Source organism: Dyella sp. SYSU CM1112 (assembly GCF_058216415.1).
The window spans coordinates 44,576-71,514 of record NZ_JBZEGI010000003.1 but is presented as its reverse complement, the minus strand read 5'-3'; the positions used below and the strand labels follow the sequence as shown (position 1 = coordinate 71,514).

Sequence of the window (26,939 nt, the reverse complement as noted above, 5' to 3'; positions counted from 1 at the left end):
GGATACGCGAACCATGAAACCCATGACGCAAAGGCGAGTTATGTGGAAGAGCGCATGCGCGCTCGTGATCCTGGCCGTTGCCGGTGTATGTGGCGGCGTCCAGGCAGCGGATAACGTCGTCAAGACGTTTACGCCAAAGACCATCAGCGAATTTGCAGCTAATGCACGGCCAGCGGGCGTGCCTGCCGATTATGTCGTCACGCCCAATGGCTTTTTCCCGCCGGCATGCGTGCAGCCGTTGCATCAAGGCGAGAAGTTGCATGCGGATGGCAGTATCGAGGCGCCCGATGGAAGCGTGCGCAAGCCGGCAGCCTGCACGCAGCCGCATTACCGTTTCGACGGTACGCGCGTGGAGCCTGATGGCAGTTTTTTCTTGCCGCCTATTCAAGCGCGCGCCAGACCCGCCATCAATGGTTGGGTGGAAGATGCGAATTACGAAAGCTCGGTGAATATCGGCAAGATTGTGGCGACCTGGAAGGTGCCAAGCACACCGACGAGGCAATCGGGGCAGACGGATTATTTCTTCCCAGGATTGGAACAGAACGACGTCAATCCGCAGTCCATTCTGCAGCCGGTGCTCGGCTATGACGCGTTCAGCGGCACCGTGTGGACCTTGTCCAGCTGGAACTGCTGCGTCAGTGGCACGACGTATTACAGCGGACCGATCAACGTCAACGTGGGCGATACGATCCTGGGCACGACGGCATGCCAGGCCGCGAACAATTGCGGCACGTGGAATATCACGTCCAAGGATGTGACGACTGGACAAAGCACTACGCTGAGCACCGATCCCTACGGCAATCTGCTGTGGGTGTTCGGCGGCGTGATGGAGGTCTATGGCGTGAGTAACTGCAATCAGTTGCCCGCCAGTTCGCCGCTTACTTATTCCAGCATCGCGGTCTATGACACCGGCTTCAGTCAGCTATCGAACCCGCCATGGGGTGCCGATTATCCGGTTGGATCGAGTTCGCCACAGTGCAGCTATAACGTTTCCACGACGGCAAGCAGCGTCACGCTAGCTTATTGAGCCGCAGGCGCCGACTGCTGGCAAGCTCTCTGCCGCGCAGCGGCAGGGAGCTTTTTCTTGTCAAAAAAAACCCCGCGAATTGCGCGGGGTTGCAGGATTAACGGATATCGGGGAGGCGATATCCGTGACAGGTATCTTGTGCTTCGATAGCTTGGGGAAGCGTGGAGACTGTGTGATGACGATCTTCACGAAATGGATGGAGCGGTCTGTGCAGCATGCACCGAGCGCTGCGGCAGAGGGCCATGGATCGGCATCAGAGATTGAACAGCCAGACGCCTGCCGCCAGTGCCACCATGATCAGCGACAGCACGAGTTTCACCAGCGCGCCGAACAACAATCCAAACCATGTGCCGATGCCTACGTGGGTGGAGCGCAGCACGCTTTTGCTGGAGATCAGTTCGCCGCTCAGGGCTCCCACGAAGGGGCCGAGGATCAGGCCGGGTATGCCAAAGAACATGCCCATGAAGGTTCCGATGGACGCGCCCCATATGGCCAGTGAACTTGCCCCTACACGCTTGGCGCCGAGCGATGCGGCGATGAAATCCATCGCTACGCCAAAGGCCGCCAGCACGCCGAGAATGATCAGCCATGTAGTGCCCAGATGCTGGTAATCATCCAGTGCGGCGGCGAGCCAGATGCCGCCGAAAATCATGGGAATGCCGGGCAAGGTGGGCAACACCGCTCCGATCAGGCCACCCACGATCAGGATAATGGCGAGTAGATACAGCACGATATCCATGAAGAGCATGCATGGTCCTTGGGCGGTGACACGAGGAATCGGTGACAATAGTCTGCCGCCATGCTGCGATGGGCAAGCAGCAGGCATACGTCACGGTAGCGCGGTACGACAGATGGAACCCAACCTGCTGAAGGCCGATGAACTTGGCCATGTCGAGCTGATCGAGCGCGGAGGCGTGCGTCTGATCCGACGCAATATCCGTGCGGCTCACTGGTGGGCAAGGGCTTTTGCGCGCCGTGCTGCGGCGCGCGAGGCGCGCGCGCTGGCAAAGCTGGAAGGCATCGATGGCGTGCCGGCATTGCATGGCTGGAATGGCGACGAATTGCTGCGCGGCTATATCGATGGCAGGCCGATGCAGCAGGCGCAACCGCACGATCCGGCTTATTACCGCGACGCCTTGCGTCTATTGGTGCAACTGCATCGACGTGGCATCGTGCATAACGACCTGGCGAAAGAGCCTAACTGGCTGGTGCGTACGGACGGCCGTCCTGCGCTGGTCGATTTTCAGATTGCATGGACGCGCGGAAAGCGCGGGCGCCTGTTTCGCTTGCTGGCGCGCGAAGACTTGCGTCATCTGCTGAAACACAAGCGCACGTATTGCGCGCACGCATTGAGTACGCGTCAGCGCGTGATGTTGAACACGCCCGCGCCGCATTCGCGTTTGTGGCGCGCGACAGGCAAACGGCTCTACAAGCTGATCGCAAGGCGGGTGTTCGGTTACTGGGACAACGAAGGTCAAGGGCGCGTGCGCTAGCGCAGCTTTCCGGCTCTCTTCCAAAGATGTTCTGAATAAATCGTCGCCCGAGCGGGTTTGCAACGGCTCAAAGGCGCTGGGTCCCGGCTTTTGCCGGGACGACGGATCAGAGGGAGCGGAACATTGCCAAGACAAGAAGAGAGTAAAATTGGCTTACTTTTCGACAAAGGCACGTTCGATGACATAGTCGCCGGGTTCGCGTGTGCGTGGCGAGGCCTGAAAGCCGCGGGCATCAAGCAGGGCGCAGAGATCGTCGAGCATGGCAGGGCTGCCGCACAACATGATGCGATCGGTTTCTGAATTGAGCGGCGGCAGACCGGTCGCCTGGCTCATCGCACCATCGACGATGTTGTCGGTGATGCGGCCTCGATGGCGGAACGGCTCGCGCGTGACGGTGGGGTAGTAGATCAGCTTCTCGCGCACCAGCGCGCCGAGATATTCGTGCTGCGGCAGTTCGTCTTGCAGATAGTGCGAATACGCGAGATCGCTGATGTTGCGTACGCCATGGGCCAGCACGATCTTCTCGTAGCGCTCGTAGGTTTCCGGATCGCGGATGATGCTCATAAAAGGCGCGAGCCCGGTACCGGTGCCGAGCAGGTACAGATGTTTGCCGGGCTTGAGATCGGTCAAGACCAGCGTGCCGGTCGGCTTGCGGCTCACCGTAAGGGTGTCGCCACGCTTCAAGTGTTGCAAACGCGAAGTCAGAGGGCCGTTTTCCACTTTGATGGAAAAGAACTCCAGGTGCTCTTCCCATGCCGCGCTGGCAATCGAATAGGCCCGCATCAGCGGGCGGCCCTCCACTTCCAGGCCGATCATCACGAACTGGCCGCTGTCGAAGCGGAAGCCCGGATCGCGTGTGGTACGAAAACTGAAAAGGCTCTCGTTCCAGTGATGGACGTCAATTACTTGTTCGGTCGCCAAAGCCACCATGGGTATCGTCTTCTCGAATTGTGCAATAGGTGAGTGCGCTGTACTGGACAGCGGGTTACTCGCGGGGAGGGGCCGTGCCGTTGCCTTGCGAGCGCCGTGCTTGCCACGGGCGATAAGCCTATAGATTACGTGATCCTAGGCTTGCCTGTGTTAGCCCGCCTTTTATATGGGGGCTTGGCGTGGCGTACAAGGCATCCGCCTTTAGAATAGGGACATGACCTCCCATGTACTTTCGCCCGCTGACCTTCACAAGCATGATTGGCGCTTGTCCGTCGCCCCCATGATGGACTGGACGGACCGGCATTGCCGTTATTTCCACCGGCTGCTATCGCCGCACGCTCGCCTGTATACCGAAATGGTGACCAGTGCGGCGCTGGTGCGCGGCAAACAGGTGCGCTTGCTTGAACATAGCCAGCAAGAGCATCCCGTAGCTTTGCAGTTGGGAGGCAGTGATCCGCAAGAGCTGGCCGAGGCAGCGCGGCATGGCGCACAGGCCTGTTATGACGAGATCAACCTCAATGTGGGTTGTCCGTCCGATCGCGTGCAATCGGGTCGTTTCGGTGCGTGCCTGATGCGTGAGCCGCTTTTGGTAGGTGATTGCGTCAAGGCGATGCGCGATGCGGTATCCGTGCCGGTAACGGTGAAGTGCCGCATCGGCGTGGATGATCAAGACGAATACGCCGATCTGCAGCATTTCACCGAGACTATGCTTGAGGCCGGCGTGGAAGTTTTGGTCGTGCATGCGCGCAAGGCATGGTTGCAAGGGCTTTCACCCAAGGAAAATCGCGAAATTCCTCCTTTGGACTACGCGCGCGTCTATCGCCTCAAGCGCGAGTTCTCCCAGCTGGTCGTAGTGATCAATGGCGGCATCACCACGGTGGAGGCGGTGCGTGAGCACCTGAGGCACGTCGATGGGGTGATGCTGGGACGCGCGGCTTATCACGATCCCTTTGTGCTCGCGCAGATCGAACAAGCCATGTACGGCACGCCACTGCCGGCCCGCGAAAGCGTTTTGCAGCATATGCGGCCATATGTCGAGGCGGAGCTGGCGCGTGGCACCGCGCTCAAGCACATTTGCCGGCACATGCTGGGCCTGTATCAGGGTGAGCCGGGCGCGCGACGTTTCCGGCGTATCTTGAGCGAGGGGGCGCACCTGCCAGGAGCGGGATGGTCATTGATCGAGCAGGCGGTGGCCCCGGTGCAGGCTGCAGCATGAGTACTTGTCCCCCGGCAGCCGGGCCGTCCGGTCATTATTCAGCCCCAATTCCGCAGTATGACGCGTCAGCCGGTTCCTCCCCCGGCGCTCAAGCATGGAACTATGGTTTCTAAACCGCTTGTCTGGATGGCCGCGGCCGGGTTGATGGCGACCGGCATGGCCATGGCTCAATCGTCGTCATCAGCGACCGGCCTGACCCTGGATCAGGCCGTCATGCAAGTACAGCAACGGGTCGGCGGGAAGGTCCTGTCGGCTGAGCCGCGTCATATCGGGCGCAGGGTGGAGTACCGGATCAAGGTCCTCACGCCCGAGGGACACGTGCGCGTGATTATTGTTCCATCGGATGCCACGCGTATGGCGCCTGCGGCACAATCCACCAAGAAATCCCCCAATGGCGGGAGCAAGAAGGAGAAACACTGATGCGCATCCTCCTGGTCGAAGACGAAGCGCCGCTGCGGGAAACGCTGGCGGCTCGACTCAAACGCGATGGGTTTGCCGTAGACGCCGCTCAGGATGGCGAAGAGGGCATCTACCTGGGCCGTGAAGTGCCATTCGACTTGGCCATCATCGATCTGGGCCTACCCAAAATGTCGGGCATGGATCTGGTCAAGGCCTTGCGTGAAGCGGGCCAGCGTTATCCCATCCTGATCCTCACTGCCCGCGGCAGCTGGCAGGACAAGGTGGAAGGGCTCAAGCACGGTGCCGACGATTATCTGGTCAAGCCCTTCCATGTCGAAGAACTGCTCGCGCGCATCAATGCACTGGTGCGTCGTGCCAGCGGCTGGTCGAAGCCGGTGTTGGCCTGTGGTCCCATCAAGCTGGATACCACCGCGCAAACCGTGTCGGTAGAAAGCAAGCCGGTCGACCTGACCAGCTATGAATATAAAGTGCTGGAATACCTGATGCTGCATGCTGGCGAGCTCGTATCCAAAGCCGATCTTACGGAGCATATTTATCAGCAGGATTTCGATCGCGATTCGAATGTGCTCGAGGTGTTTATCGGTCGCCTGCGCAGGAAGCTGGATCCGGAAAGCAGTTTGAAGCCGATCGAGACGGTGCGTGGACGCGGGTACCGCTTTGCCATCCCTCGCAGCGAAGACGAATGATGCCGCGGAGCGCCGCCCGTTTTCACTGGCGGCGCGTGCAGCGCTTACGACTGGCCTGGTGCTGGCGGCGTTCCTCGGCGCCATCGGGTGGACCCTGTCGCGCACCTATGCCGCCAGCGAACTCAACAAGCTGCAAGATCGTCTGCATGACAATGTGATCTCCTACATCACCGGTACGGACGTGCGACGCGACGGAACACCGTTGATGCCGGACACACCGCCCGATCCGATGTTCTCGCGCCCGGGTTCCGGCTTGTATGCGGTAGTGCTGGGCGATAACGGGTTTCATTGGGAATCCTCATCTGCCCTGGGGCGCGATTTCAGTTTCCTGCACCCGCTGCAGCCGGGACAAGCGCAATTCATCGGCCCTGTGGATACCGAGCTGGGGCGGCTCTACTACTACAGCTTCGGCGTGGCATTGGACATGCCCGAACGGGCTCCGGTGCATCTGACCTTCACCGTGGCGCAAACCGAAGACGAGCTGGAGAGCAACACCACCGTATACCGCCGCAGCCTGGTGGGCTGGCTGGCGACGCTCGGTGTCATGCTGATCGTGCTGCAATTGGTGCTGTTGCGCTGGAGCCTGACACCGCTACGTAAAGTGGCAAGCGATATGAGCCGGGTCGAGCGTGGCGATAGCGACCATCTCAATAGCCAGTATCCGGTCGAGCTCACCGGCCTGACGGAACGCATCAACGCATTTATCGACAGTGAGCGCGAGCAGCGTACGCGTTATCGCAACACGCTTGCCGACCTGGCCCATAGCCTCAAGACGCCGCTGGCGGTGATCCGTTCGCAGGTGGAATCCAGGGACGTGCCCACTGATGTACGCACGCCCTTGCTGGATCAGGTGCGGCGCATGGATGAGCTGGTGGCCTATCAACTGGCTCGCGCTGCCACCACGGGGCGCCAGACGTTTGCCAGCGCGGTGCCCATCGCCGGGTACGCCGAGGATCTTGTGCAGAGTCTGGAAAAGGTCTACGCGGCGAAAAACGTGCTATGCGAGTTTGATATCGAAGACGGAGCGGCGTTCTATGGCGAGCAGGGAGATTTGCTTGAACTGATGGGTAATCTGCTCGAAAACGCCTTCAAGTGGGCAGGCCACCATGTCTTGCTGGTGGTGCAGACGAAGTCGCAGCCGGGACGGCAACGACCCGGATTGCTGTTGAGCGTGGAAGACGACGGTCCCGGCATTGAAGAGGACAAGGTCGAGAAAATCCTCCAGCGCGGAGTACGTGGCGATGAGCGCGTCAAAGGCCACGGCATCGGCTTGTCCATCGTGCAAGACATCGTGCGTGCCTACAACGGTGAGCTCACCGTCGACCGATCACCGGAATTCGGCGGCGCGCGCTTCAGTGTGGCGCTGCCTTCGACCTGAAAAGGATAAGGCCCGGATTACTGGATCGAGCCAGGGAGCAGCGATTGCCAGCTGAGCCCGGAAGCGCCGTGGGACGAACCATCGGGTGTGGAATCTACACTGCCACCGCCGAAATGGACGGCGCTCTCGTCCCCGCCGCTGGAATTGCCGCTATGGTCGCTGGATGAGGAGGACGAGGCGTTGCCGCTATGCGGAACGTTCAGCACGTCTCCGCTCGAGGAAGACGTATCGCGGCTGCTGTTGTGGTCGGCAGGGTGGGTGCTGGTAGAACTGTAGCTGGAGCCCACGTTGGCGCTACCGCCGCCCGCCACGCTGCCCGCGGCCGCCGCATTGGCGATGGCCCCGAGACTCAGCATGTATCCGAGCAGTAATGGCGTTGCACGCATGGCGATAAAGCCCCCAAGGCATAATGCCTATCTTATGGATAGTCCCAGAAAGGCCGCCGAGATACCAGTGCCCTCGTCCGCGACCGGCAACCGGTAGAATTGCGGGATGCTTCTTCCTCCTGCCATCGCCCTTATCTGGCCGCGCTTCCACGGCCATCTTTCGGACTGCTGAGATCATGCAGCCACAGCAGCTTCTGGCCGCCCTGGCCCCGGGGGAGCCGCTTTCCGGTGCCCGGCTGGCTACCGGGACAGGCGTGACTCGCGCCGCCATCTGGAAACAGATCGAAGCCCTGCGTCATCGCGGCGTACCAATCGAAGCTGTCGGTGCCGCCGGCTACCGGCTGCCCTGGCCCATCCAGATGCTGGACGAGCAAGTCATCCGGGCGGCTTTGTCGCCTGTTATCGCCCGGCGTCTTGGCGGCCTGGATGTCTACTGGGAGCTGGATTCCACCTCCAGCGAACTCCAGCGTCGTGGCCACGCCGCTCCCGATCTGAGCATCGTGATGGCCGAAACGCAGACGGCCGGGCGAGGAAGGCGGGGCAGGACCTGGCTTTCCCCGCCGGGGTTGAACCTTTATGTGTCGTGCCTCAAGCGTTTCGACGCCGGGTTCGCGTCGCTGTCCGGACTATCGTTGTCGATTGGCGTCATCGTGCTGCGAGCCCTGCATGCCCTGGATATTGCCGGAGCCCGTCTGAAGTGGCCCAATGACGTAATGGCAGAAGGGGGCAAGCTGGCGGGCATCCTGGTCGAGCTGAGCGGCGAATATCAGGGGCCCTGCGCGGCAGTCATCGGTATTGGGCTAAACCTGCGCCTGACCGAGGCGCTGCGTGAGCAAGCTGGCCAGCCTATTTGCGATCTGGCGACCCTTGCCCATGGTATGCCGCCCGATCGCAATCGCGCTGCCGGCGCTTTGATCGCCAGCCTGATCGAAGGCTTGACCCAATTCGAGCGCGATGGCTTCGGCGCGTTTGTGGATGAATACGCCAAGCACGACGCCTTGAAGGGAGCGTCGCTTCGGATCAGTAGCGCGGCGGGTGAATGCGATGGGGTGGGCGCTGGCATCGACGCACGCGGCGCCCTGCGCTTACAGACGGAGGCGGGCGTGCAAAGTATCGAAAGTGCTGACGTCACGGTGCGACGGGTATGACACTGCTGCTCGATCTCGGCAATACACGATTGAAGTGGGCCTTTTCACTGGCCGACGTGTGGGTTGCACGGGGTGCCGTCATGTGGGGGGAAGACGTGCGTCATGCACTGGCGCAGGCATGGCAGAACCTGGAGCCGCCACGCCGCGTGCTGGGTGCTTCGGTGGTGGATGAGACGCGTGAGCGGGACCTTGAGCATCTGGTCGGCGAAGTGTTCGCGAAAAAGATCGAATGGGTGCGCACGCCGGCCGAGGCATGCGGCGTGCGCAATGCGTACGCTGAACCGCAACGATTAGGCGTAGATCGGTTTCTGGCCATGGTCGCGGCACGCGCGGCCGGGCAGACGCCGTGCGTGCTTGCAGGTATCGGTACGGCGCTGACTCTCGATGCATTGACGGAAGATGGGCAACACCTTGGCGGCTTGATTGCGCCGGGTCCGCTGCTGATGGAGCACTCGCTGTTTGGCGCAACCGCGCGCATCCGGCCGGATCGATCCGGTGCCATACGCAATATGGCGGACAACACGGCGGATGCCGTGACCTCGGGATGCTGGCAAGCTGCAGCGGCTTTGATCGAGCGTTTTGCGGCAAACGTCAGCGAGCAGGCCGAGGACGTCGAATGGAATCTGTTGCTGGATGGGGGTGATGCCGATGCCATGCTGCAGCTGCTTGGTATTTCCGCCGAACTCGCCCCGGATAGCGTGCTGCGTGGCCTGCTTGTATGGGCACGCGCGTATCCACAGTGTTTCTCCTCCTAAAATAATCGGTGCCCTCAACGCTGGATGCCCATGTTCCTGCGCTTGCTCTTTGTCCTCCTGATTGCCCTGAATATCGCCGTAGGTGCCTGGCTGCTCTTGGGCCAGAACGATGCACATGGCAGCTTCGCCACCGATCCGGGCATACCCAAGCTCAGGCTGCTATCGGAATTGCCGCCCGCCACGACCACGGCGCATGCGGCGCCGATTGTGCCGTCATCCGCAACGTCCTCTCCGGCACCAGCACCGGCGCGCGCGAGTTCGGACGCGCCAGCGATTACGGCACCCAGTGCCAGCGCGCTCAGTTATGCCTGCATGGCGCTGGGGCCCTTTGCGACGCAGGAGGATTTGCGGATCGCGCGCAATGCGCTTAGCTCGCAAGTGCAACGTACGCGCGCAAGGCAGGAGCAGACCACGGAGATGCGTGGATGGTGGGTACATCTGCCGCCCAGCTCGAATCACGCGGCGGCTCTGGCGCAGGCGCGTCAGCTTAGTGCGCACAATATCCAGGACTTCTTTGTCATCAGCGCCGGCGACAACCAGAACACCGTGTCCCTGGGCCTGTTCAAGGATCCGGCCAACGCACATAAGCGTCGCGATGAAATCGTTGCGGCGGGCTTTCCCGCGCAGCTGAGCGAGCGCACCGAGACCGTGCCGGAATACTGGCTGGACCTGATCCCAATCGACAGTCACCACTTCGATTGGCGCAGCCGTATCCGCGACCCGGCCATCGGCTCGCACAGCACGGCCTGTTTCTGAGACTGGGCATATCCGCGCGCCGGCCTGCTAGAATCTATCTCTTCTCGCCGGCATAGCTCAGTTGGTAGAGCAACCGCCTTGTAAGCGGTAGGTCGTCTGTTCGAGTCAGACTGTCGGCACCAGTTTCATCGCCTCGGCTCAGGGCGGATAGCCCTGCCAGGTCGACGTCGGCGAAGGCGTGGCCTTTGCATCATGCTATCGGCAGTTCCGCACGTCCTGCTGTCGGCACGTGCGTTATTCACCACGTCCGCCTTCTTTCGCGCTCGATGAAGCCAAGGGCCTATTCGCTGTTGTGTAATTCATCGGCGCGCGCTTTTCCTTGCCGTGCCTGATGGACCTCATTGCGCCCGGAAAGAAGCAAGCGGCTACACTTGTGCGATGAAGGACGTATCGTCATGAGCAAAAGCGGTATGAAAAAGCAGATGGTTGCATTGATCGGCGTGCCGACTGATATCGGGGCCGGGCATCGTGGCGCCTCGATGGGGCCCGAGGCTCTGCGCGTGGCGCAGCTTGCCGAGAAGTTGCGGCGTCGCGGCGTGGATGTCATTGATCGCGGTAATCTTCACGGTCCAATGAACCCCTGGCAGCCGCCGGAGAATGGTTATCGCCATTTACCTGAAGTGGTTGCCTGGAACGTCGCTGTGCACGCGGCGATTCATCAAGAACTGCAGGCTGGTCGTGTGCCGATCATGCTAGGCGGCGATCATAGCCTCGCCATCGGTTCGATCAGCGCGGTAGCGCGTCATTGCCGGGAGCAGGAACGTAAGCTGCGTGTGCTTTGGCTCGACGCGCATGCTGACTTCAACACCTCGCATGTGACGCCCTCGGGCAATATTCACGGGATGCCGGTAGCGTGCCTGTGCGGCAACGGTCCACGCGAGCTGATCGATATCGGCTCGCATACGCCTGCCGTTACGCCGGATGTGTTCCGCCAGATCGGCATTCGGTCGGTCGACGAAGGCGAAAAACGGTTGGTGCGCGAAGCGAAGATGGATATCTATGACATGCGCCATATCGACGAGGTCGGCATGAAGCGCACGATGGAAGAAGCACTCGATGGCATCGATGCGAACACACACCTGCACGTGAGCTTCGACGTGGATTTTCTCGATCCATCGATTGCGCCGGGTGTCGGCACGACGGTGCGCGGCGGCCCGACCTATCGCGAGGCGCAGCTGTGCATGGAGATGATCGCCGATACCGGCCGCATGGCATCGTTGGACATCGTTGAATTGAATCCTGCTTACGACAAGCGTAATCGCACGGCCAGGCTGGCGGTGGAGCTGGTGGAGTCGCTGTTCGGCAAATCGACCTTGATGCGTGAGCCGGATTGAGTCCGTAGACTGCGTCGCGGATGGAAGATCTCCGTTCCGGGCAGGACGGTCCACCGTCTTTTCTTTTTGCACCTTTCTGACTTCGATTTCATCGCATGCAAACTCGCGTTCTTACAGGCATTACCACCACGGGTACGCCGCATCTGGGCAACTACGTCGGTGCGATTCGTCCCGCCATCGCAGCCAGCCGGCGTCATGATGTCGATGCGTTCTTTTTCCTGGCGGACTATCACGCACTGATCAAGAGCCAGGATCCGGCGCGTATCGCACGCTCGCGTCTGGAAATTGCGGCCACGTGGCTAGCTTCGGGATTGGATCCGGAGCGCGTCACGTTCTATCGGCAGTCCGATATTCCCGAGATCCCCGAGCTGACCTGGTTCCTGACCTGTATGACAGCCAAGGGACTGCTCAATCGCGCGCACGCCTACAAGGCTTCGGTCGATAAGAATGTAGAGGCCGGCGAGGATCCGGATGCGGGAGTTACCGCCGGCTTGTACATGTATCCCGTGTTGATGGCGGCCGACATTCTTGCTTTCGATGCGCAGCAGGTACCGGTCGGGCGTGATCAGATCCAGCACATCGAGATGGCGCGCGATATCGCCCAGCGATTCAATCACACGTATGGGCACGAGTTTTTTGTATTGCCTGAGGCAGCGATCGAGGAGCAAGTCGCCACCTTGCCGGGGCTGGACGGCCGCAAGATGTCCAAGAGCTACGACAACACCATTCCGCTGTTTGCCGGTGGTGCAAAGCAGCTGCGCGAAACGATCATGCGTATTGTCACCGACTCGCGCCTGCCCGGGGAACCGAAGGATGCGGATAGCTCCTCTCTTTTTACCACCTTCCGTGCTTTTGCCAGCGAAGCCGAAAGCGATGCTTTCCGTCGTGCCTTGGAAGAGGGCATGAGCTGGGGTGAGGCCAAGCAGGTGTTGTTCGAGCGCATCGAAACCGACATCGCTCCCATGCGGGAACGCTACGAAGAACTGATCGCACGCCCTGCCGTTATCGAGGACATTTTGCAGGACGGCGCACGCAAGGCGCGCAGTATCGCGTCACCCAAGGTGGCAGCGGTACGCGATGCAATCGGTTTGCGCTCGATGTTGTCTCTCGTTGAGGGGGGCGGCGATATGCAGTCGTCGACGAAGGCGGCACGTCCGCCGCGTCTTGCCAGTTTTCGTGATGCCGATGGCAGCTTCCGTTTCCGCTTGTTTTCATCCGACGGGGCAGAGCTATTGCTGTCCAAAGCGTTCAAGGACCCGAAAGAAGCCGGCATGGTGCAAAAGCGGCTGAAATTGCTGGGCGGCAGTGCGGCCGAATTGCGTGAGATGTCGCATGCACTTACGCTGGAACTGGATGGCGTGACAGTCGCCACCACGCCAGACTACGCGGACGAATCGGTACGCGCGAAGGCGCACGCCTATCTGCGGGAAGCGCTCGATTTACTGGCGGCTCAAGAAAAAGCCGACTAACCCTTGTCGCCGGGTCGGACACCCTGAATAAATCATCCGACCCGGCTGGCCTGCTGAATCATTACTTCCCGTTGGAGGAAGGCATGGAGCCTGACGAATTCACTGTCAGCCCTGATGCATCGACGCTTTTTACGCCTTTTACCCTTTTGGCGATGTGAATAGCGCGATTTTTTTCTGCAGTGGACGTGGCGGTGCCGGTCAGCGTGACTGCGCCATCCGTCGTACTGACTGAAATGTCAGATGCCTTGACGCCCTTCGCAGCAGCGAACTTGGATTTCACCTTGGTGGTGATCCAGGAATCATCCACTTTACCTGGTACCGTTTCGTTGTCCGAGGCACTGTTCGATGGCATGGAACTTTGCACTGGCTGCATGCCGGACAAAGACGCACCCTGTGCCATCAACGAACAGGGCACGGCAGCAAAGGCTGCCATGACACCGGCGACGATCAGGGATTTGCGTAGAAAGGGGGTACGACGCATGGCAATCTCCTTGAGCTATTGACTGCGTGCGTGTCGACGACAGCTATCGCACAGGCAGGCGCATCACGATCGATCCGCAGCTACATGGCAACAGGCAGCGCGTGAAAGCAACGTTGGAAAATCTTGCACGATGCTGCATTCGTTCAGTGACGTGGCGATATCGCGAATGCGATGTTTGCTGGCTGTTGCGCTGGAGGGGCGACGATGTTCGTTCGCGGCTGAGCGGGCATGCCTGCGCCATAAAAAAGCGATCGCCGATGCAGCAGCGATCGCTCAGCTTTGTCCGGGTCGGAACGTCCGCTTAGATCCGACCGACCCGATTTTTTATGGCTTGGCTTACTGGGCGGAGCCTGCGGTGCCCGGTTGCACGGGGTGCTGCGCCTTGAACTGCTGCCACTGTGCCTTGCGTGCCTCGAAGGCAGCCTTGCGGCTGGCCAGCTGGCTCTGCTGGCTGCTGGTCAGCACGGTGTTATAGATCTGGGCGGTCACCGCGGCGCGGGCGGTAATGCGGGCGCTGGTCAGGTTAGCTTCGGCCTGGGCGAGGCTGGCTGCCGCCGACTGATAGTCGGACGAGCTCGGCGAGAGCGCTTCGAATGCCTGACGCTGCTGGCGTACCGCCTGCATCTGCGGCTTCAGCTGGGCAAAGCTCTGCTGAACGATTTGCTTGATCGATGCCTTCTGGGCGTCAGTGAGATTCAATCCATGGAGCGCGAACATTCCGCGGTCGAAGTGGCCGTGGTGCTGCCAGCCGCCTCCGAATCCAGGGCCACCGGCCTGTCCGCCCGGGGCAGCCAGCGCCAGGGCAGAGCAGCCGAGGGCCGCGGCCAGGATGATCGAAAGGGTCATGGTCTTGCGCATAGCAGGCTCCTGCTTGGTGAGGGGGTGTTGGTGACTATTGGAAAGCAAGGGCACGTTTAAGATCTTTGCCGGCATGTAAAGAAGGGTAAAGCTGGCGCGTCGGCGCTTCACGCAAGGCGCATGACGGTGGAGCGTGCGATAGTAGATACAGCTTTTTTGCCTGCCTGTTCCCGCCGCATGTCTCGGATACTGATTGGTGATGACGATCGTGAATTGTGCGCGCTGCTTGCCGAATACTTGCGTAGGGAAGGCCTGCAGGTGGACGTCGTGCATGATGGCGACGCGGTGCTCACTTACTTGCGCGATCCGTCCAGCAGGCCGGACCTGCTGATTCTCGACGTGATGCTGCCGGGTCGCAGCGGCCTGGATACCTTGCGTGAATTGCGCGCGCAGCATCGATTGCCAGTCATCATGTTGTCCGGCCGCGGCGAGCCCGTGGATCGCGTCATCGGCCTGGAACTTGGCGCGGACGACTATCTCTCCAAGCCTTGCCTGCCGCGTGAATTGCTTGCCCGTGTGCGTGCGCAGCTGCGCCGGCATACCGTGGAAGGAGCCGGCGTGTTGACCACTGGCGTACTTCGCTTGCTGCCTGGAGAACGCAAGGCCTACGCCGGCGAACAAGAGCTCAATCTCACCGGAGCCGAATTCGCCTTGCTGCTGATGCTGGTGCAGCGTGCTGGCGAAGTGCTCGATAAAGTGTCGTTGACACGCGTCGCACTGGGGCGCGAACTGGAGCGTTTCGATCGCAGCATCGACGTGCATGTCAGCCGGCTTCGCCACAAGCTCGCGGAGGCATCGGCACAGTCGCCGCGCATTGAATCCGTGCGTGGCGCAGGTTACGTGCTGCTACCGCACGGCGGTAGTTCGCCATGACCACCTTCAAAAGCCCCTTTCGCAGTCCTCTTTTTTGGCGGCTGCTGTTTTTTTTCTGCATCGCCAACCTGCTGGTGCTAGTGCTGGGAAGTTTGTTGACGCGTAGCTTTATCGCGTACTCGATGCATCAAGGTTTTGATTGGCCAGCCATGGCGCAGGCGGCCGATGCGGCTTATGAAGACGGTGGTATGGACGGTCTGGATGCCTGGGTCAGGCAGCAGCGCGAGCAGGGCGTGGAGGCTACGTTGTACGAAAATGGCGAGCCCTTGCGCGAGATACGCCTGCCTTCGCCGATCCGCCATTCGCTTCCCGACTGGTTGGCATCGGGGCGCGACATCACCCTCAATCCATGGCCGGGCTTCTACGTCGCCGTGCAACCGGTGACAGGGGATGACGGGCATCTGCGCCAGCTGGTGGCCGTAAGCAGTTCGCGAACACGTATACCTCCGCGCACGCGGGAAAAGATTTTGTTTGGCATCCAGTTGGCGCTGTCGTTGTTGGCGATCGGCATCATTGGCTGGTGGGTCGCGCGTAGCGTGTCGCGACCGGTCGAAGCGATGCGGGATGCCACGCGCAAAATGGCCTCTGGGGCTTTTGCTACGCGAGTGGACGGGCGCTGGAGCAGCAAGCATGATGAACTCGGCCAGTTGGCGCGGGATTTCAATGCCATGGCTGAGCGGATCGAGATCCTGGTAACGCATGATCGCGGCGTTCTGCAGGATCTTTCCCATGAACTGCGCTCGCCGCTGGCACGTCTGCATCTGATCCTCGATCTTGCCCAACACGCGCCTGACGCCGATGCTGCCGCACGACATTTTCGGCAGGCTGAGCAGGAGATTGTGCGCATGGATCACATGACGACAGAGATGCTGGCGCTATCGCGTCTGGAAGCCGGCTTGCCTGGCATGGTGCGTGAGTCGGTCGATCTGAGAGAGCTGGCGGAAGACCGGTTGGATGCGGCACGCATCGAAGCGGAGGCACGCGGCGTACAGTTGCAGTTGTCGGGGAGCGAGCCGGTAAAGGTGCAAGGCAGCCGCATTCTCCTGGAGCGCGCACTCGACAACGTGATCGCCAACGCCATCAAATTCAGCCCGGCAGATGGGCGAGTTCAGCTGAGTGTTGATCACCTGCAACGGTATGCGGAGTTACGTGTTCGTGACCACGGCCCCGGTGTGCCTGAACAGGAAATTGAGCTGTTGTTTCGCCCGTTTTTTCGAGGCACCAATGCGATCCATGCCAAAGGCCATGGGCTTGGCCTGGCCATCGTGCAGCGCATCGTGCAAGTGCATGGCGGCGAGGTGAACGCGAAAAATGCGGAAGGTGGAGGCTTGGAAGTGACGATGCGTTGGCCGGCCAGCGAGCCGTCTGCACTCGCCTGATCATTGCGCATCGGAAGGACGTCCATCCCAGCGATTCAAGTGCGGGCCGAACTCTGCGCGCTGCCTGCGCACGATGCAGAAGCGGTGGCCGCTGGGTGCCTGCATCACCCACCATCGTTCGTGCACGAAAGCGATGCGTTTTGCACCGAGGTTTTCAAGGCGCAAGGCCTCGGCTTCCAGGTCGTCCGTTTCGATATCCAGATGGACACGACTGGGGTGATCAACCTTTTGCAGCAGCACGATGGGCTCATCGTCGGCGGTCTGCAGTTCGGCGTAATTGCCGTCACCGTCGACATCCATGTTAGCGATGGATTTGCCCAGCGCCGCGCTCCAGAATGCAGCGGCTTCGCGCAGGTCGGACTGACAATCGAGGACAAGCGTACTGAGCCGGCTGTGGTGCATGGCGTGCTCCTCAGATAGTGCAGCAGTGTGCTTGCAATAGTGTGGCGGTAACGGTGTAGAAAGTGCGTCGCTACATGAGGTGATTCCCTAGGCAAAGGAAAAAGCGCTCCGAGGAGCGCTTTTTCGAGGTTCCCAAGCATCAGTTCGGTAGCGAGAGATCGTCCAGCAAGGCTTTGAGGAAGCGCGCCGCCTCGCCGCCGGTCGCGGCCCGGTGATCGAAGGTGAGGCTGATCGGCATGCGGCGATGCACTTCGATGCCGCCCATTACTGCCACCACGTCGTGGCTGAGCTTGCCGGCGCCAATGATCGCCACACAGGGTGGCACCACCACAGGGGTGGCATAGCGGCCTGCAAACATGCCGAAGTTGGACAGGCTGATGGTGTAGCCGCTGAGTTCCGACGAAGGAATCGTGCGGTCCTCCACCTGCGCACGCAGACGTTGGATACCGGCACGAATGCCCGCCCCGTCGAGCACGTCAGCGTTGCGTAGCGCCGGGACGAACAGGCCGTCATCGGTATCCACGGCAATGCCGATATCCACATGCGGATGCAATGTGCGGGTGAGGTTCTTGCCATCGAACCATGCGTTGAGTGCAGGCACGGTCTTGCAGGCGGCGACGATGGCGCGGATCAGGCGTGCGGTGATGTCTTGCTTGCCGATCCATGCGTGCAGATCGGCGTCGTCCACCAGCGTGGTGGGCACCACGTTGGCGTGGGCATCGGCCATCACGCGGGCCATGTTGCGGCGGACGCCCTTGAGCTGATCCGGTTGACCGCTGGCCTGCACGCTGGGTGGCGCGGTGCGCACCGGCTTGCCGGCGAGCGATACGGGCGTTCTTGCCGGTTCCGGCTGCGGCAGTTCAGGTGCAAGGTGACGGCCAGCGGACGAGGGCACAGCAGCGCGGGCAGGCGCTGCGCCAAGCGCGGCGGTGCCGTTTGCTGCGGCGTTCTTGACGTCTTGCATAGTGACGACACCATCGGCACCGGTACCGCGCACGCGGGTGATGTCGACTTTCAATTTCTTCGCAAGCGCGCGCACCGCCGGAACGGCCTTGACGCCGCCCACGCTGGAGGCCTGTTCGACGTGCACGTGGCTGCCGCTGATCATGGCACCGACCACGGTGCCTTCATCTTCGCGTTCGGCCTTACCGTTGCCGGCCTCGATCTCGCCACCCTCGTCGGAGGCGACGACTTTCTTGGGCTCGGCAGCGGCTGCTTTCTTGGGGCCGTGATGGTGGCCGGTAGCCTCGGCTTCCGCACGCTGCTTGGCGTTCGGATCCGGCTCGAATTCCGCCAATGCCGCGCCGGTTTCGATTACGTCGCCGGCGGCGCCGTGCAGCGTGGTGACTTTGCCGGTGTAGGGGGATGGTACGTCGACGACGGCCTTCGCGGTTTCCATCGATACCAGTGGAGCGTCGAGCTTGATGGTGTCGCCTTCCTTCACATGCCACTCGACGATGGTGGCGTCGGGCAGGCCCTCGCCGAGGTCCGGCAGGTAGAACGTCTTGATGTCGGCCATGTTCGGAGTTCCGAAAAGTAGATGATTCGTTATGGGCTCCCTCCCTTGCATGCAACAGGGGAGGGTTGGGGTGGGCGTAGCCGTCACAAAACGGAATCCTGCGTTTCGTGGGGAGCTAGCCCTTCCCCACCTCCCCCTGCCGAGCAGGAGGAGGTGCTAAGAGCATCAGCTTGCCGCCAGCGTACGCTTGGCAGCTTCCACCACGCGTTCCGTACTCGGCAGATATTTCATCTCCAGACGGAACAGCGGAATGTGCGTATCCCAGCCGGTCACGCGCTCAACCGGTGCAAGCAGGTCGTACAAGCATTCCTCGGCGATGCGTGCGGCGATTTCCGCGCCGAAGCCGGCGGTCTTGGGTGCTTCGTGCACGATCACGCAGCGACCGGTTTTCTGCACCGATTCGGCGATGGTGTCGAAATCCAATGGCGTAAGCGTGGCGACGTCGATCACTTCGGCGCTGATGCCCTCTTCGGCCAGTGCGTCGGCGGCTTCCAGCGCTTCTTTTACCTGCGCACCCCAGGTCACGATGGTGACGTCGGTGCCGTCGCGAAGTACAAAGCACACGTCGAGCGGCAACGCTTCGCCGTCGTCCGGCACTTCTTCCTTGTATTGGCGATAGATGCGCTTGGGTTCGAAGAACATCACCGGATCGGGATCGCGAATCGCTGCCAGCAGCAAGCCGTAAGCGCGTGCAGGCGATGACGGCATCACCACACGCAGGCCTGGGATGTTGGTGAACAGGTGTTCGTTGGCTTCGGAATGATGTTCCGGCGCGCGAATACCGCCGCCCCACGGTGCACGCCACACGGCCGGCACGGTGATGCGACCGCGCGTGCGGTTGCGCAGACGCGCGGCGTGGCAGGCGATCTGTTCCATCATCGGGTAGATGAAGCCTTCGAACTGCGCTTCGGCTACCGGCTTCATGCCTTGTGCGGCGAGACCGACGGTGACGCCGGCGATGGTGGTTTCGTCCAGCGGCGTGTCGAGCACGCGCAATTCGCCGAATTTTTCCTGCAGACCTTGGGTGGCGCGGAACACGCCGCCGTTCACGCCAACGTCTTCACCCAGCACGACGACGCTGTCGTCATGTGCCATCTCATAAGCCAGCGCCTGGGTAACGGCTTCGATAAGAGTGATTTGTGCCATGACTTAGTGCGCCTTCTTGTCGAGCGAGATTGCGAGATCGCGTTGCTTGGCGAGATCGGCCGGAACGTCGGCGAAGGTGTAGTCGAACATCGCCGTGACCGGCTGGGTTTTGGTTTCGAGGTAGGCATTTACCTCGTTATCCATCCAATCGTCGCACTCGGCTTTCCAGGCTTCTTCTTTCTTGTCGTCCCACACTTTCTTGGCAACCAGCCAGTTGCGCAGGCGCTTCATGGGCTCTTTCGCCCAGGCATCTTTCACTTCCTGCTCACCGCGGTAGCGGCGTGCATCATCGGCAGTGGTGTGATCGCTCAGGCGATAGGTGACCAGTTCCAGCACGCTGCCGCCCTGGCCGGAACGCGCGCGTTCAAGCGCGTCTTCCATGGCCTTGCGCACGGCGATGATGTCGTTGCCATCAACCTGGATGCAGTAGAGACCGGCAGCGATGCCTTTCTGTGCCAGCGTCGGCGCACCGGACTGGATCTTGCGCGGAACCGAGATCGCCCACTGATTGTTCACGATCGCCGCGACCATCGGCAGGTTTTGCGCGCCAGCGATGTTGATGGCACCGTAGAAATCACCCTTCGACGAACCGCCGTCACCGATCGTGCACACCGCAACGCGCTTCTCGTTGCGAATCTTGAAGGCCAGCGCAGAACCTGCAGCATGCAGGCATTGCGTGGCGATCGGCACCGACCACGCGAAGTCGTGGCGTGCGGGTTCGTTCTGGTAATCGTTGCCGCGTTCGTCGCCACCCCAGTACATGTACACCTCGCGCGGCTGCACGCCGCGATAGAGTTGTGCACCGTATTCGCGATAGCTGGGTGCCAGCACGTCTTCCGGCTTCATGGCGCTGCCGATGCCTACGTGCGCGGCTTCGTGACCGAGGCAGCTTGCATAGGTGCCGAGTTTGCCGGTGCGTTGCAAGGCCACCGACTTGGTGTCGAACACGCGGGTGGACATCATCAGTTTGTACAGCTCGACCATGTGATCGAGGTCTTTGGCGAATTCAGGCAGGTCATCACGAACCTGTTTGCCTTCGGCATCGAGGTATTGCAGATATTCAATTTCGAACTTGGCGGCGATGGACACGACTCGCTCCCGGATGGGGTAGGGGGAAACGCTGCGGGGGAGGCGCGGCCCATCCAGTGGGGCCGGACGCGCTGGGAATACTTCGACCTATTTTACGCGGGCATCACCACGCTGTGTGTGTAGTCGGAGCATCCGTTCAACCCAGAAAAACGCTAATTGATAGCAGGCCGCCATGTTGCGTCGCAAGGTACACTGCAGCATGCGAGCCCGCGAGTCTGGGGTTCGCGATAGCGGTTAACATCCTTCTTTTTGTGGGTCTGCGGGCACTATGACGGACAACCAGCGTGACCTCGAGGCAGGCATCGAGCTCGATCTGAGCGGCCGGATGACCTACGGCGGCTACTTGCGGTTGGACCAGTTGCTTACCGCCCAACAGCCTGTCAGCCAGCCGCCGCATCACGACGAAATGCTTTTCATCGTGATGCATCACGTGGCCGAGCTGTGGATGAAGCTGCTCATCCATGAGTTGAAAGCGGCTATCGCGCACCTGCGTACCGACGACGTGGACGGATGCCTGAAAATCCTCGCGCGCGTGAAACACGTGCAGCGCCAGCTGTTCGAGCAGTGGGCGGTGATGGAAACCCTGACGCCGTCGGAATACCTGGAATTTCGCGGCGTGCTGGGTTCGTCGTCCGGGTTTCAGTCGCTGCAGTACCGCATGATCGAATTCATGCTGGGCAACAAGAACGTGCAGATGCTTCAAGTGTTCGACTACGACCCGGCAGCGCAAGCGCAGCTGCGCGAGGTCTTGCAGGCGCCGGGGTTGTACGACGAATTTTTGCGTTACCTCGCGCGCCACGGCCATGCGGTGCCGGCGGCGAGAGTGGAGCGCGATTGGAATGAGCCGTATCGGCGTCACGAAGGATTGCTTCCGGTATTCAAGCGCATTTACGAAGAGCGGACGGCATTCTGGCCGGAGTACCACATGTGCGAACAACTGGTGGACGTGGAAGAGAGTTTCCAACTCTGGCGTTTCCGCCATATGAAAACCGTGGAGCGCATCATCGGACATCGGCGCGGGACGGGAGGTTCCTCAGGGGTGGCGTTTCTGAAGAAAGCGCTGGAACTGGAATTTTTCCCCGAGCTGCTGGATGTGCGAACGGTGCTGGGCAGTTAACGCAGATGGTGCATCGGTGCAGAGGTTCATTGGCGTGACTCCCGCGAAGACGGGCGCGGTCCCACGACGAAACCGGTCAATCTGTGGCGACCTTTTTATTCGAGAGCAACAGGGATTCCCGCTTTCGCGGAAGCGACGGTTTCTCTGGCGCAGATGCGTGTGATGGAGAAGTTCCCCGCCTGAATGAGCTGCCTGTCCGGCATGGCATTTGACTGAACCCCGTCCGGCTCGTTACATCTGTGCCTCTACCGCCCAAGGGGAAATCCGTGAGTCAGAGTTTTGAAGCCGGCGTCGACACCGCGCCCGATTTTCCGCAGATGTTTGGTCATCCGCGTCCGCTATGGATGCTGTTCATGACCGAGTTTTGGGAGCGTTTCGCGTTTTACAGCGTCAGCTGGGCGCTCGCCCTGTATATCGTGGCGCAGTTCTATCACGGCGATCCCTCCGGGCAGGCATGGGCCAGCAAGATCTACGGTGCGTACACCGCACTGATCTATGCCACCGGTATCTTCGGCGGCTATATCGCCGACAAGCTGATTGGCTACCAGCGCTCCATCCTGCTTGGCGCATTGGTCATGGCCGCGGGCTTGTTCACCATCATGCTGCCGCATCAGCAGGCCATGCTTTATGGCCTTGCCATGGTGGTCGTGGGAGACGGCCTGTTCAAGCCGAATATCTCCTCCATGGTCGGACAGCTGTACGGACCTTACGACGAACGGCGGGATCGCGGCTTTACGTTGTTTTACATGGGCATCAATGGCGGCGCATTCGTGGCGCCGCTGCTCACCGGATGGCTTGCCAGTTACTTCACGCATACCCCCATGCAGCAGAACTATCGGCTGGTATTTGCTGCGGCCGGTGTGGGCATGGTGCTCAGCTTGCTCTGGTTCTGGTTTGGGCGGCGTGGTTTGCGTGGTGTCGGACGGCCGGCTCCGAATGCTTCCAGCCGGCTGCGGGTGCTCTGGGTTGTCGCGGGGGTCATCATCGCCGTGCCGGTGGTTTACTTCCTGCTGTCGAAAATCGGTGCGATCGGCCTGCAGTGGTTGCTCGCGGTGCTATTCGTCGTCGTCGCGGCGATGTTGATCGTGGAGGCGGTGCGCCATGACAGGGTGCAAGTGCATCGTGTCATCGCCATGTTGATCATCTTTGCCTTCAACCTGTTGTTTTGGATGTTCTATTTCCAGCTTGGTACGTCGTTCAATTTTCTTGCGGAAAACATGGTCGATCGCACGATGTTTGGCGGCTGGGTGTTCCCCGTCGGCTGGTTTCAGTCGGTCAGTCCGCTGGCCATCATCGTGCTGGCGCCGGTTGTCACACAGGTATGGGGATTTCTCGCGCGCCGGCACAAAGAGCCCTCGATTCCACGCAAGTTCGGCCTCGGCTTGATCTTCAATGGGCTCGGTTTCCTGGTGCTGATGTACGCCTTGTCGCGCTTGATCGATACGCACGGATTGATTCCGTTCTGGCCGCTGACGGCTTGCTATGTACTGCAGACGGTAGGCGAGCTGTGCCTGTCGCCGATCGGCCTGTCGATGGTGACCAAGCTTGCGCCACCGCGCTTGGTGGGATTGGCGATGGGGGGGTGGTTTCTATCGCTGGCGGTGGGTGGCAACTTGTCGGGCTTGCTGGCCGGGCGCATCAGTGGCGAAAACGGTATGACGGCGGCTTCGGCCTTGAGCGGGTTCACCTTTAGTTTCTGGCTGCTGGCGGGCGCGGGCGTCGTGCTGCTGCTGATATCGCCCCTGATCAATCGATTGATGCACGGGGTGAAGTGAGCGCGTTCACTACGCGCTTGCTATGGAACACAGCCTAGGAAGATGAAAGCGAAGCGGTACGCCGCTTCGCTTTTTTCGTTTATGTCGCCAGCAGTTTGTCGAGGATGCGATTCAGCCAGCGGCATTCTTCTTCGTCCAGCTTTGCCAGCACTTCGCGTTCCCGTGCCCGCGCCATCGGCGCGACATCGTCGTGGATGAGCCAGCCGGCCTCGGTCAGGCTCAGCACCGAACGGCGCTTGTCGCCGCCGTGCGTTTCGCGATTGACCCTTCCTGCAGCCGTCAGGCGGGCGAGTGCGCGGCTGACAGCCACTTTGTCCATCGCGGTGCGTTCGGCGACTTCCCGTGCCGAAAGGCCGTGAAAGCGAGCCAATACGGCCATTACGCGCCATTCCGTCATGCTGAGGTCATAGCGGCGCTGATAATCGTCGGCGATCCCCTGGCTGACGGTATTCGAAAGAATGGACAGTCGATACGGCAGGAAATGCTCCAGTTCCAGGGGAGCGTGTTCGGCACCAGCAGGGGCAGGCTTGCGCGGATGGGACATTGCGGCAGTGTTCCTTGCAATTAGTTTCACATGTAACTATAACGATGATCTTCTTCCGATGGTGGCACGCTCCCGTGGCTGCCGTCGCGCATCGATCCACTGCAGGAGAGCGCCATGAACGCCCAGCCCAATCTCGGCATGCAAGTCACCACCTTCGAGAACCCCATGGGCATCAACGGTTTCGAATTCGTTGAGTTTGCCGCACCGGCTGGCCGGGGGAGTGAATTGTATGCGTTGTTCCGGAACATGGGTTTCACGGCGGTGCTCAAGCACAAGCGTCGTCCGATCACGGTGTATCGACAGGGCGACGTGAACTTCATTGTCAATGAGGATCCAGACTCCTTCGCGGCGGATTTCGCGGCCAAGCATGGTCCCTGCGCGAGTGGTTTCGCGATCCGCTTCAAGAAGCCGGCCAGCGACGTGTTGACCACCGTGCTTGCCAACGGTGGCGAAGCCATTACGCATAAGGCGGATAGCAAAGTCGTCAACGCACCCGTGGTCAAGGGCATTGGCGATTGCATGCTGTACCTGGTTGATCGTTACGGTGACAAGGAAAGCGTCTATGACGGCGACTTTGAACCGGTGCCGGGAGTCGATCAGCATCCGGTCGGTTTCGGCCTGACCTTCATCGACCACCTCACGCATAACCTGTATTTCGGCAACATGCAGAAATGGTCGGAGTACTACGAGCGCCTGTTCAACTTCCGCGAGATTCGCTACTTCGACATCAAGGGCGCAAAAACCGGCCTGGTGTCCAAGGCGATGACGGCGCCGGACGGCATCGTGCGCATTCCGCTCAATGAATCGAGCGACCCGAAGAGCCAGATCAACGAATACCTCGATGCTTATCACGGCGAAGGTATCCAGCACATCGCCTGTTTTACCGACAATATCTACGACACGATCGAAGCGATGCGCGCGAAGGGCGTGGCATTCCTCGATACGCCGGATACCTATTACGAAGTGGTGGAGCAGCGCATTCCCCATCACGGCGAAGACGTGCCGCGTCTGCGGAAGAACAAGATCCTGATCGACGCCGATCCGGAAACCAAGCAGCGTAAATTGCTACAGATCTTCACGCAAAACAACATCGGACCGATCTTCTTCGAGATCATCCAGCGCAAGGGCAATGAAGGTTTCGGTGAAGGCAATTTCCAGGCGCTGTTCGAATCGATCGAACGTGACCAGATGCGGCGCGGCGTGCTGTGATTTTTCAGTTGCCTTCTTCGTGACGGAGAGGGCTGGGTGAGGGATACGTTGGCGCTGGATAGCAATAAACCTCGCGCTGACGTACTTTCTCCCCGCAAAATCGACGCCTCGCCCATAGCTTCGTAGGGGGAGGAAGTAAAAGCCACGCAAGAGTGAATGGGCGATGGAATCGAACGGCTACCAATCCGGCTTCGGCAACGAATTCGCCAGCGAGGCGATACCCGGCGTGTTGCCACAGGGGCAGAACTCGCCGCAGCGGGTGGCGCATGGCTTATATGCCGAGCAGCTTTCCGGATCAGCCTTCACGGCACCACGGCACAGCAACAAACGCAGCTGGCTGTACCGCATCCGGCCGGCAGCCATGCATCAGCCGTTCGAGGCGCGTTCCCATGCAACGTTCCATAATCGCTTCGATGAAGTGCCCGCGACACCGAATCAACTGCGTTGGGATCCGTGGCCGATGCCTTCGGCGCCTACGGATTTTCTCGACGGCATCGTGACCCTGGCCGGCAATGGCGGTCCTGGCGAGCAGGCGGGTTGCGGCATCCACATCTATGCGGCCAACCGTTCGATGCACGGGCGTTTTTTCTACAATGCGGATGGCGAACTATTGATCGTCCCGCAACAGGGAAGCCTGCGTATCGCGACCGAACTGGGACTGCTTGACGTGCAGCCATTGGAGGTTGCCGTGATTCCGCGGGGCGTACGTTTTCGCGTCGAGCTGATGCACAACGAAGCGCGCGGATACATCGCTGAGAATTTCGGCGCCTTGCTCCGCTTGCCGGACCTGGGACCCATTGGCGCCAATTCGATGGCATTGCCACGCGACTTCCTCACGCCGCACGCGGCCTATGAAGATGTCGACGGCGATTTCGAGCTGATCGCCAAATTCCAGGGCGCCCTGTGGACGGCGCGTATCGACCATTCACCGTTGGACGTGGTGGCGTGGCACGGCAACTATGCGCCCTACAAGTACGACCTCCGGCATTTCAATACCGTCGGTTCGATCAGCGTGGATCATCCTGATCCGTCGATCTTCACTGTGCTGACATCGCCCAGCGATACGCCCGGCACGGCGAACGTGGACTTTGTGATCTTCCCGCCGCGCTGGCTGGTGGCCGAACATACGTTTCGTCCGCCATATTTCCATCGCAACGTGGCCAGCGAGTTCATGGGCCTGATTGAAGGTGTGTACGACGCCAAGGCCGGCGGTTTCGCGCCAGGCGGTGCGAGCTTGCACAACTGCATGAGCGGTCACGGACCCGATGCGACGAGCTTCGAGAAGGCGAGTGTGGCAGATACGAGCAAGCCGGATCATCTGACGGGCACGATGGCTTTCATGTTCGAAACCCGCAAAGTCATCCATCCGACCAAGCAGGCTCTGGATGCGCCGCAACGGCAACGCGACTACTACCAGTGCTGGCAAGGCATCGCCAAGCATTTCAAGGCCGAGCGCGCGTAAGCTGCGCGCTGGCACAATAAGCCAAGGTCCGGGGACGAGCCCCGCCATGAACGATGTGAAAAGCCGCAGTGATCGCGGCGATGGAGT

27 protein-coding genes and 1 tRNA gene are annotated in these 26,939 nt (G+C 60.6%); 18 read left to right on the top strand and 10 right to left on the bottom strand.

Annotated elements, in window-relative coordinates:
- Positions 1-13 precede the first annotated feature (13 nt).
- Positions 14-1,027 (top strand): hypothetical protein, encoded by a 1,014-nt coding sequence (locus tag AC4HNJ_RS06065; protein ID WP_490478650.1) that lies wholly within the window; start codon positions 14-16, stop codon positions 1,025-1,027.
- Between the two features lie 253 nt (positions 1,028-1,280).
- On the opposite strand, the gene AC4HNJ_RS06060 is transcribed toward AC4HNJ_RS06065, so the two are convergent.
- Positions 1,281-1,766, bottom strand: coding sequence for a DUF456 domain-containing protein (locus AC4HNJ_RS06060; RefSeq protein WP_490478649.1), 486 nt, complete (start codon positions 1,764-1,766; stop codon positions 1,281-1,283).
- 112 nt (positions 1,767-1,878) lie between these two features.
- Here AC4HNJ_RS06060 and AC4HNJ_RS06055 point away from each other — a divergent pair, with 112 nt between their 5' ends.
- Positions 1,879-2,520 carry an RIO1 family regulatory kinase/ATPase domain-containing protein gene (locus AC4HNJ_RS06055; RefSeq protein ID WP_490478648.1) on the top strand — a complete coding sequence of 214 codons (642 nt, stop codon included), beginning with the start codon at positions 1,879-1,881 and terminating at the stop codon, positions 2,518-2,520.
- 153 nt (positions 2,521-2,673) lie between these two features.
- Here AC4HNJ_RS06055 and AC4HNJ_RS06050 read toward each other — a convergent pair whose 3' ends face one another.
- On the bottom strand, positions 2,674-3,450 hold the full coding sequence (locus AC4HNJ_RS06050; RefSeq protein ID WP_490478647.1) for a ferredoxin--NADP reductase: 777 nt from the start codon (positions 3,448-3,450) through the stop codon (positions 2,674-2,676).
- A gap of 214 nt (positions 3,451-3,664) precedes the next feature.
- On the opposite strand from AC4HNJ_RS06050, the gene dusA reads away from it, so the two are divergent.
- From dusA to AC4HNJ_RS06030, 4 genes are all read left to right on the top strand, one after another.
- Entirely contained in the window at positions 3,665-4,666 is a 1,002-nt protein-coding gene (gene dusA, locus AC4HNJ_RS06045; RefSeq protein ID WP_490478646.1) for a tRNA dihydrouridine(20/20a) synthase DusA, read from the top strand.
- Positions 4,667-4,768: 102 nt separating this feature from the next.
- A complete protein-coding gene (locus AC4HNJ_RS06040) occupies positions 4,769-5,086 on the top strand; it encodes a PepSY domain-containing protein (protein ID WP_490478645.1) in 318 nt (105 codons plus the stop codon).
- Positions 5,086-5,772 (top strand): response regulator transcription factor, encoded by a 687-nt coding sequence (locus AC4HNJ_RS06035; protein WP_490478644.1) that lies wholly within the window; start codon positions 5,086-5,088, stop codon positions 5,770-5,772. The genes AC4HNJ_RS06040 and AC4HNJ_RS06035 overlap by 1 nt, the downstream gene beginning before the upstream one ends.
- The gene (locus tag AC4HNJ_RS06030; RefSeq protein ID WP_490478643.1) at positions 5,726-7,150 is read left to right on the top strand and encodes an ATP-binding protein; all 1,425 of its coding nucleotides are present in this window, start codon (positions 5,726-5,728) and stop codon (positions 7,148-7,150) included. Before AC4HNJ_RS06035 ends, AC4HNJ_RS06030 begins: the two co-directional genes overlap by 47 nt.
- A 17-nt stretch (positions 7,151-7,167) precedes the next feature.
- On the opposite strand, the gene AC4HNJ_RS06025 is transcribed toward AC4HNJ_RS06030, so the two are convergent.
- Positions 7,168-7,536, bottom strand: a complete 369-nt coding sequence (locus tag AC4HNJ_RS06025; RefSeq protein ID WP_490478642.1) for a hypothetical protein — start codon at positions 7,534-7,536, stop codon at positions 7,168-7,170.
- 176 nt (positions 7,537-7,712) lie between these two features.
- On the opposite strand from AC4HNJ_RS06025, the gene AC4HNJ_RS06020 reads away from it, so the two are divergent.
- The 6 genes from AC4HNJ_RS06020 to AC4HNJ_RS05995 all read left to right on the top strand — a co-directional run bounded on the left by AC4HNJ_RS06020 (position 7,713) and on the right by AC4HNJ_RS05995 (position 12,998).
- Entirely contained in the window at positions 7,713-8,684 is a 972-nt protein-coding gene (locus tag AC4HNJ_RS06020) for a biotin--[acetyl-CoA-carboxylase] ligase (RefSeq protein ID WP_490478641.1), read from the top strand.
- Positions 8,681-9,439, top strand: coding sequence for a type III pantothenate kinase (locus AC4HNJ_RS06015; RefSeq protein ID WP_490478640.1), 759 nt, complete (start codon positions 8,681-8,683; stop codon positions 9,437-9,439). Before AC4HNJ_RS06020 ends, AC4HNJ_RS06015 begins: the two co-directional genes overlap by 4 nt.
- A gap of 30 nt (positions 9,440-9,469) precedes the next feature.
- The gene (locus AC4HNJ_RS06010) at positions 9,470-10,195 is read left to right on the top strand and encodes an SPOR domain-containing protein (RefSeq protein WP_490478639.1); all 726 of its coding nucleotides are present in this window, start codon (positions 9,470-9,472) and stop codon (positions 10,193-10,195) included.
- 46 nt (positions 10,196-10,241) lie between these two features.
- A tRNA-Thr gene (locus AC4HNJ_RS06005) sits at positions 10,242-10,317 on the top strand.
- Positions 10,318-10,605: 288 nt separating this feature from the next.
- The gene (rocF, locus tag AC4HNJ_RS06000) at positions 10,606-11,529 is read left to right on the top strand and encodes an arginase (RefSeq protein WP_490478638.1); all 924 of its coding nucleotides are present in this window, start codon (positions 10,606-10,608) and stop codon (positions 11,527-11,529) included.
- A 95-nt stretch (positions 11,530-11,624) separates the two neighbouring features.
- A complete protein-coding gene (locus AC4HNJ_RS05995) occupies positions 11,625-12,998 on the top strand; it encodes a tryptophan--tRNA ligase (protein WP_490478637.1) in 1,374 nt (457 codons plus the stop codon).
- Between the two features lie 61 nt (positions 12,999-13,059).
- Here AC4HNJ_RS05995 and AC4HNJ_RS05990 read toward each other — a convergent pair whose 3' ends face one another.
- Together AC4HNJ_RS05990 and AC4HNJ_RS05985 are read right to left on the bottom strand one after the other, a co-directional pair.
- Positions 13,060-13,479, bottom strand: a complete 420-nt coding sequence (locus AC4HNJ_RS05990) for a BON domain-containing protein (RefSeq protein WP_490478636.1) — start codon at positions 13,477-13,479, stop codon at positions 13,060-13,062.
- A 336-nt stretch (positions 13,480-13,815) separates the two neighbouring features.
- Positions 13,816-14,337, bottom strand: coding sequence for a Spy/CpxP family protein refolding chaperone (locus tag AC4HNJ_RS05985; RefSeq protein WP_490478635.1), 522 nt, complete (start codon positions 14,335-14,337; stop codon positions 13,816-13,818).
- A 177-nt stretch (positions 14,338-14,514) separates the two neighbouring features.
- Between AC4HNJ_RS05985 and AC4HNJ_RS05980 the strand changes: the two genes are divergently transcribed.
- The gene (locus AC4HNJ_RS05980; protein WP_490478634.1) at positions 14,515-15,210 is read left to right on the top strand and encodes a response regulator; all 696 of its coding nucleotides are present in this window, start codon (positions 14,515-14,517) and stop codon (positions 15,208-15,210) included.
- The gene (locus tag AC4HNJ_RS05975) at positions 15,207-16,589 is read left to right on the top strand and encodes a sensor histidine kinase (RefSeq protein WP_490478633.1); all 1,383 of its coding nucleotides are present in this window, start codon (positions 15,207-15,209) and stop codon (positions 16,587-16,589) included. Before AC4HNJ_RS05980 ends, AC4HNJ_RS05975 begins: the two co-directional genes overlap by 4 nt.
- Here the strand turns inward: AC4HNJ_RS05975 and AC4HNJ_RS05970 are convergent, their stop codons facing one another.
- The 4 genes from AC4HNJ_RS05970 to pdhA form a co-directional block, all read right to left on the bottom strand.
- Positions 16,590-16,991: a VOC family protein gene (locus AC4HNJ_RS05970; RefSeq protein ID WP_490478632.1), complete on the bottom strand. Its 402-nt coding sequence runs from the start codon at positions 16,989-16,991 to the stop codon at positions 16,590-16,592.
- Between the two features lie 139 nt (positions 16,992-17,130).
- Positions 17,131-18,510: a dihydrolipoamide acetyltransferase family protein gene (locus tag AC4HNJ_RS05965; protein WP_490478631.1), complete on the bottom strand. Its 1,380-nt coding sequence runs from the start codon at positions 18,508-18,510 to the stop codon at positions 17,131-17,133.
- Positions 18,511-18,675: 165 nt separating this feature from the next.
- Positions 18,676-19,656, bottom strand: coding sequence for an alpha-ketoacid dehydrogenase subunit beta (locus AC4HNJ_RS05960; RefSeq protein WP_490478630.1), 981 nt, complete (start codon positions 19,654-19,656; stop codon positions 18,676-18,678).
- Between the two features lie 3 nt (positions 19,657-19,659).
- Positions 19,660-20,745, bottom strand: coding sequence for a pyruvate dehydrogenase (acetyl-transferring) E1 component subunit alpha (gene pdhA, locus AC4HNJ_RS05955; RefSeq protein ID WP_490478629.1), 1,086 nt, complete (start codon positions 20,743-20,745; stop codon positions 19,660-19,662).
- 268 nt (positions 20,746-21,013) lie between these two features.
- Between pdhA and AC4HNJ_RS05950 the strand changes: the two genes are divergently transcribed.
- The gene (locus AC4HNJ_RS05950) at positions 21,014-21,862 is read left to right on the top strand and encodes a tryptophan 2,3-dioxygenase (protein ID WP_490478628.1); all 849 of its coding nucleotides are present in this window, start codon (positions 21,014-21,016) and stop codon (positions 21,860-21,862) included.
- A gap of 317 nt (positions 21,863-22,179) precedes the next feature.
- Entirely contained in the window at positions 22,180-23,637 is a 1,458-nt protein-coding gene (locus AC4HNJ_RS05945) for a peptide MFS transporter (RefSeq protein ID WP_490478914.1), read from the top strand.
- 79 nt (positions 23,638-23,716) lie between these two features.
- Here the strand turns inward: AC4HNJ_RS05945 and AC4HNJ_RS05940 are convergent, their stop codons facing one another.
- Entirely contained in the window at positions 23,717-24,181 is a 465-nt protein-coding gene (locus AC4HNJ_RS05940; protein WP_490478627.1) for a MarR family winged helix-turn-helix transcriptional regulator, read from the bottom strand.
- A gap of 114 nt (positions 24,182-24,295) precedes the next feature.
- Here AC4HNJ_RS05940 and hppD point away from each other — a divergent pair, with 114 nt between their 5' ends.
- Positions 24,296-25,390, top strand: a complete 1,095-nt coding sequence (gene hppD, locus AC4HNJ_RS05935) for a 4-hydroxyphenylpyruvate dioxygenase (RefSeq protein WP_490478626.1) — start codon at positions 24,296-24,298, stop codon at positions 25,388-25,390.
- A 163-nt stretch (positions 25,391-25,553) separates the two neighbouring features.
- Positions 25,554-26,852, top strand: coding sequence for a homogentisate 1,2-dioxygenase (hmgA, locus tag AC4HNJ_RS05930; protein ID WP_490478625.1), 1,299 nt, complete (start codon positions 25,554-25,556; stop codon positions 26,850-26,852).
- The last annotated feature ends 87 nt before the right edge of the window (positions 26,853-26,939 follow it).

Coding starts and splice junctions, on each gene's coding strand:
- AC4HNJ_RS06065 (WP_490478650.1), top strand. CDS start 14: ATGAAACCCATGACGCAAAGGCGAGTTATGTGGAAGAGCGCATGCGCG.
- AC4HNJ_RS06060 (WP_490478649.1), bottom strand. CDS start 1,766: ATGGATATCGTGCTGTATCTACTCGCCATTATCCTGATCGTGGGTGGC.
- AC4HNJ_RS06055 (WP_490478648.1), top strand. CDS start 1,879: ATGGAACCCAACCTGCTGAAGGCCGATGAACTTGGCCATGTCGAGCTG.
- AC4HNJ_RS06050 (WP_490478647.1), bottom strand. CDS start 3,450: ATGGTGGCTTTGGCGACCGAACAAGTAATTGACGTCCATCACTGGAAC.
- dusA (WP_490478646.1), top strand. CDS start 3,665: ATGACCTCCCATGTACTTTCGCCCGCTGACCTTCACAAGCATGATTGG.
- AC4HNJ_RS06040 (WP_490478645.1), top strand. CDS start 4,769: ATGGTTTCTAAACCGCTTGTCTGGATGGCCGCGGCCGGGTTGATGGCG.
- AC4HNJ_RS06035 (WP_490478644.1), top strand. CDS start 5,086: ATGCGCATCCTCCTGGTCGAAGACGAAGCGCCGCTGCGGGAAACGCTG.
- AC4HNJ_RS06025 (WP_490478642.1), bottom strand. CDS start 7,536: ATGCGTGCAACGCCATTACTGCTCGGATACATGCTGAGTCTCGGGGCC.
- AC4HNJ_RS06020 (WP_490478641.1), top strand. CDS start 7,713: ATGCAGCCACAGCAGCTTCTGGCCGCCCTGGCCCCGGGGGAGCCGCTT.
- AC4HNJ_RS06015 (WP_490478640.1), top strand. CDS start 8,681: ATGACACTGCTGCTCGATCTCGGCAATACACGATTGAAGTGGGCCTTT.
- AC4HNJ_RS06010 (WP_490478639.1), top strand. CDS start 9,470: ATGTTCCTGCGCTTGCTCTTTGTCCTCCTGATTGCCCTGAATATCGCC.
- rocF (WP_490478638.1), top strand. CDS start 10,606: ATGAAAAAGCAGATGGTTGCATTGATCGGCGTGCCGACTGATATCGGG.
- AC4HNJ_RS05995 (WP_490478637.1), top strand. CDS start 11,625: ATGCAAACTCGCGTTCTTACAGGCATTACCACCACGGGTACGCCGCAT.
- AC4HNJ_RS05990 (WP_490478636.1), bottom strand. CDS start 13,479: ATGCGTCGTACCCCCTTTCTACGCAAATCCCTGATCGTCGCCGGTGTC.
- AC4HNJ_RS05985 (WP_490478635.1), bottom strand. CDS start 14,337: ATGCGCAAGACCATGACCCTTTCGATCATCCTGGCCGCGGCCCTCGGC.
- AC4HNJ_RS05980 (WP_490478634.1), top strand. CDS start 14,515: ATGTCTCGGATACTGATTGGTGATGACGATCGTGAATTGTGCGCGCTG.
- AC4HNJ_RS05975 (WP_490478633.1), top strand. CDS start 15,207: ATGACCACCTTCAAAAGCCCCTTTCGCAGTCCTCTTTTTTGGCGGCTG.
- AC4HNJ_RS05970 (WP_490478632.1), bottom strand. CDS start 16,991: ATGCACCACAGCCGGCTCAGTACGCTTGTCCTCGATTGTCAGTCCGAC.
- AC4HNJ_RS05965 (WP_490478631.1), bottom strand. CDS start 18,510: ATGGCCGACATCAAGACGTTCTACCTGCCGGACCTCGGCGAGGGCCTG.
- AC4HNJ_RS05960 (WP_490478630.1), bottom strand. CDS start 19,656: ATGGCACAAATCACTCTTATCGAAGCCGTTACCCAGGCGCTGGCTTAT.
- AC4HNJ_RS05950 (WP_490478628.1), top strand. CDS start 21,014: ATGACGGACAACCAGCGTGACCTCGAGGCAGGCATCGAGCTCGATCTG.
- AC4HNJ_RS05945 (WP_490478914.1), top strand. CDS start 22,180: ATGTTTGGTCATCCGCGTCCGCTATGGATGCTGTTCATGACCGAGTTT.
- AC4HNJ_RS05940 (WP_490478627.1), bottom strand. CDS start 24,181: ATGTCCCATCCGCGCAAGCCTGCCCCTGCTGGTGCCGAACACGCTCCC.
- hppD (WP_490478626.1), top strand. CDS start 24,296: ATGAACGCCCAGCCCAATCTCGGCATGCAAGTCACCACCTTCGAGAAC.
- hmgA (WP_490478625.1), top strand. CDS start 25,554: ATGGAATCGAACGGCTACCAATCCGGCTTCGGCAACGAATTCGCCAGC.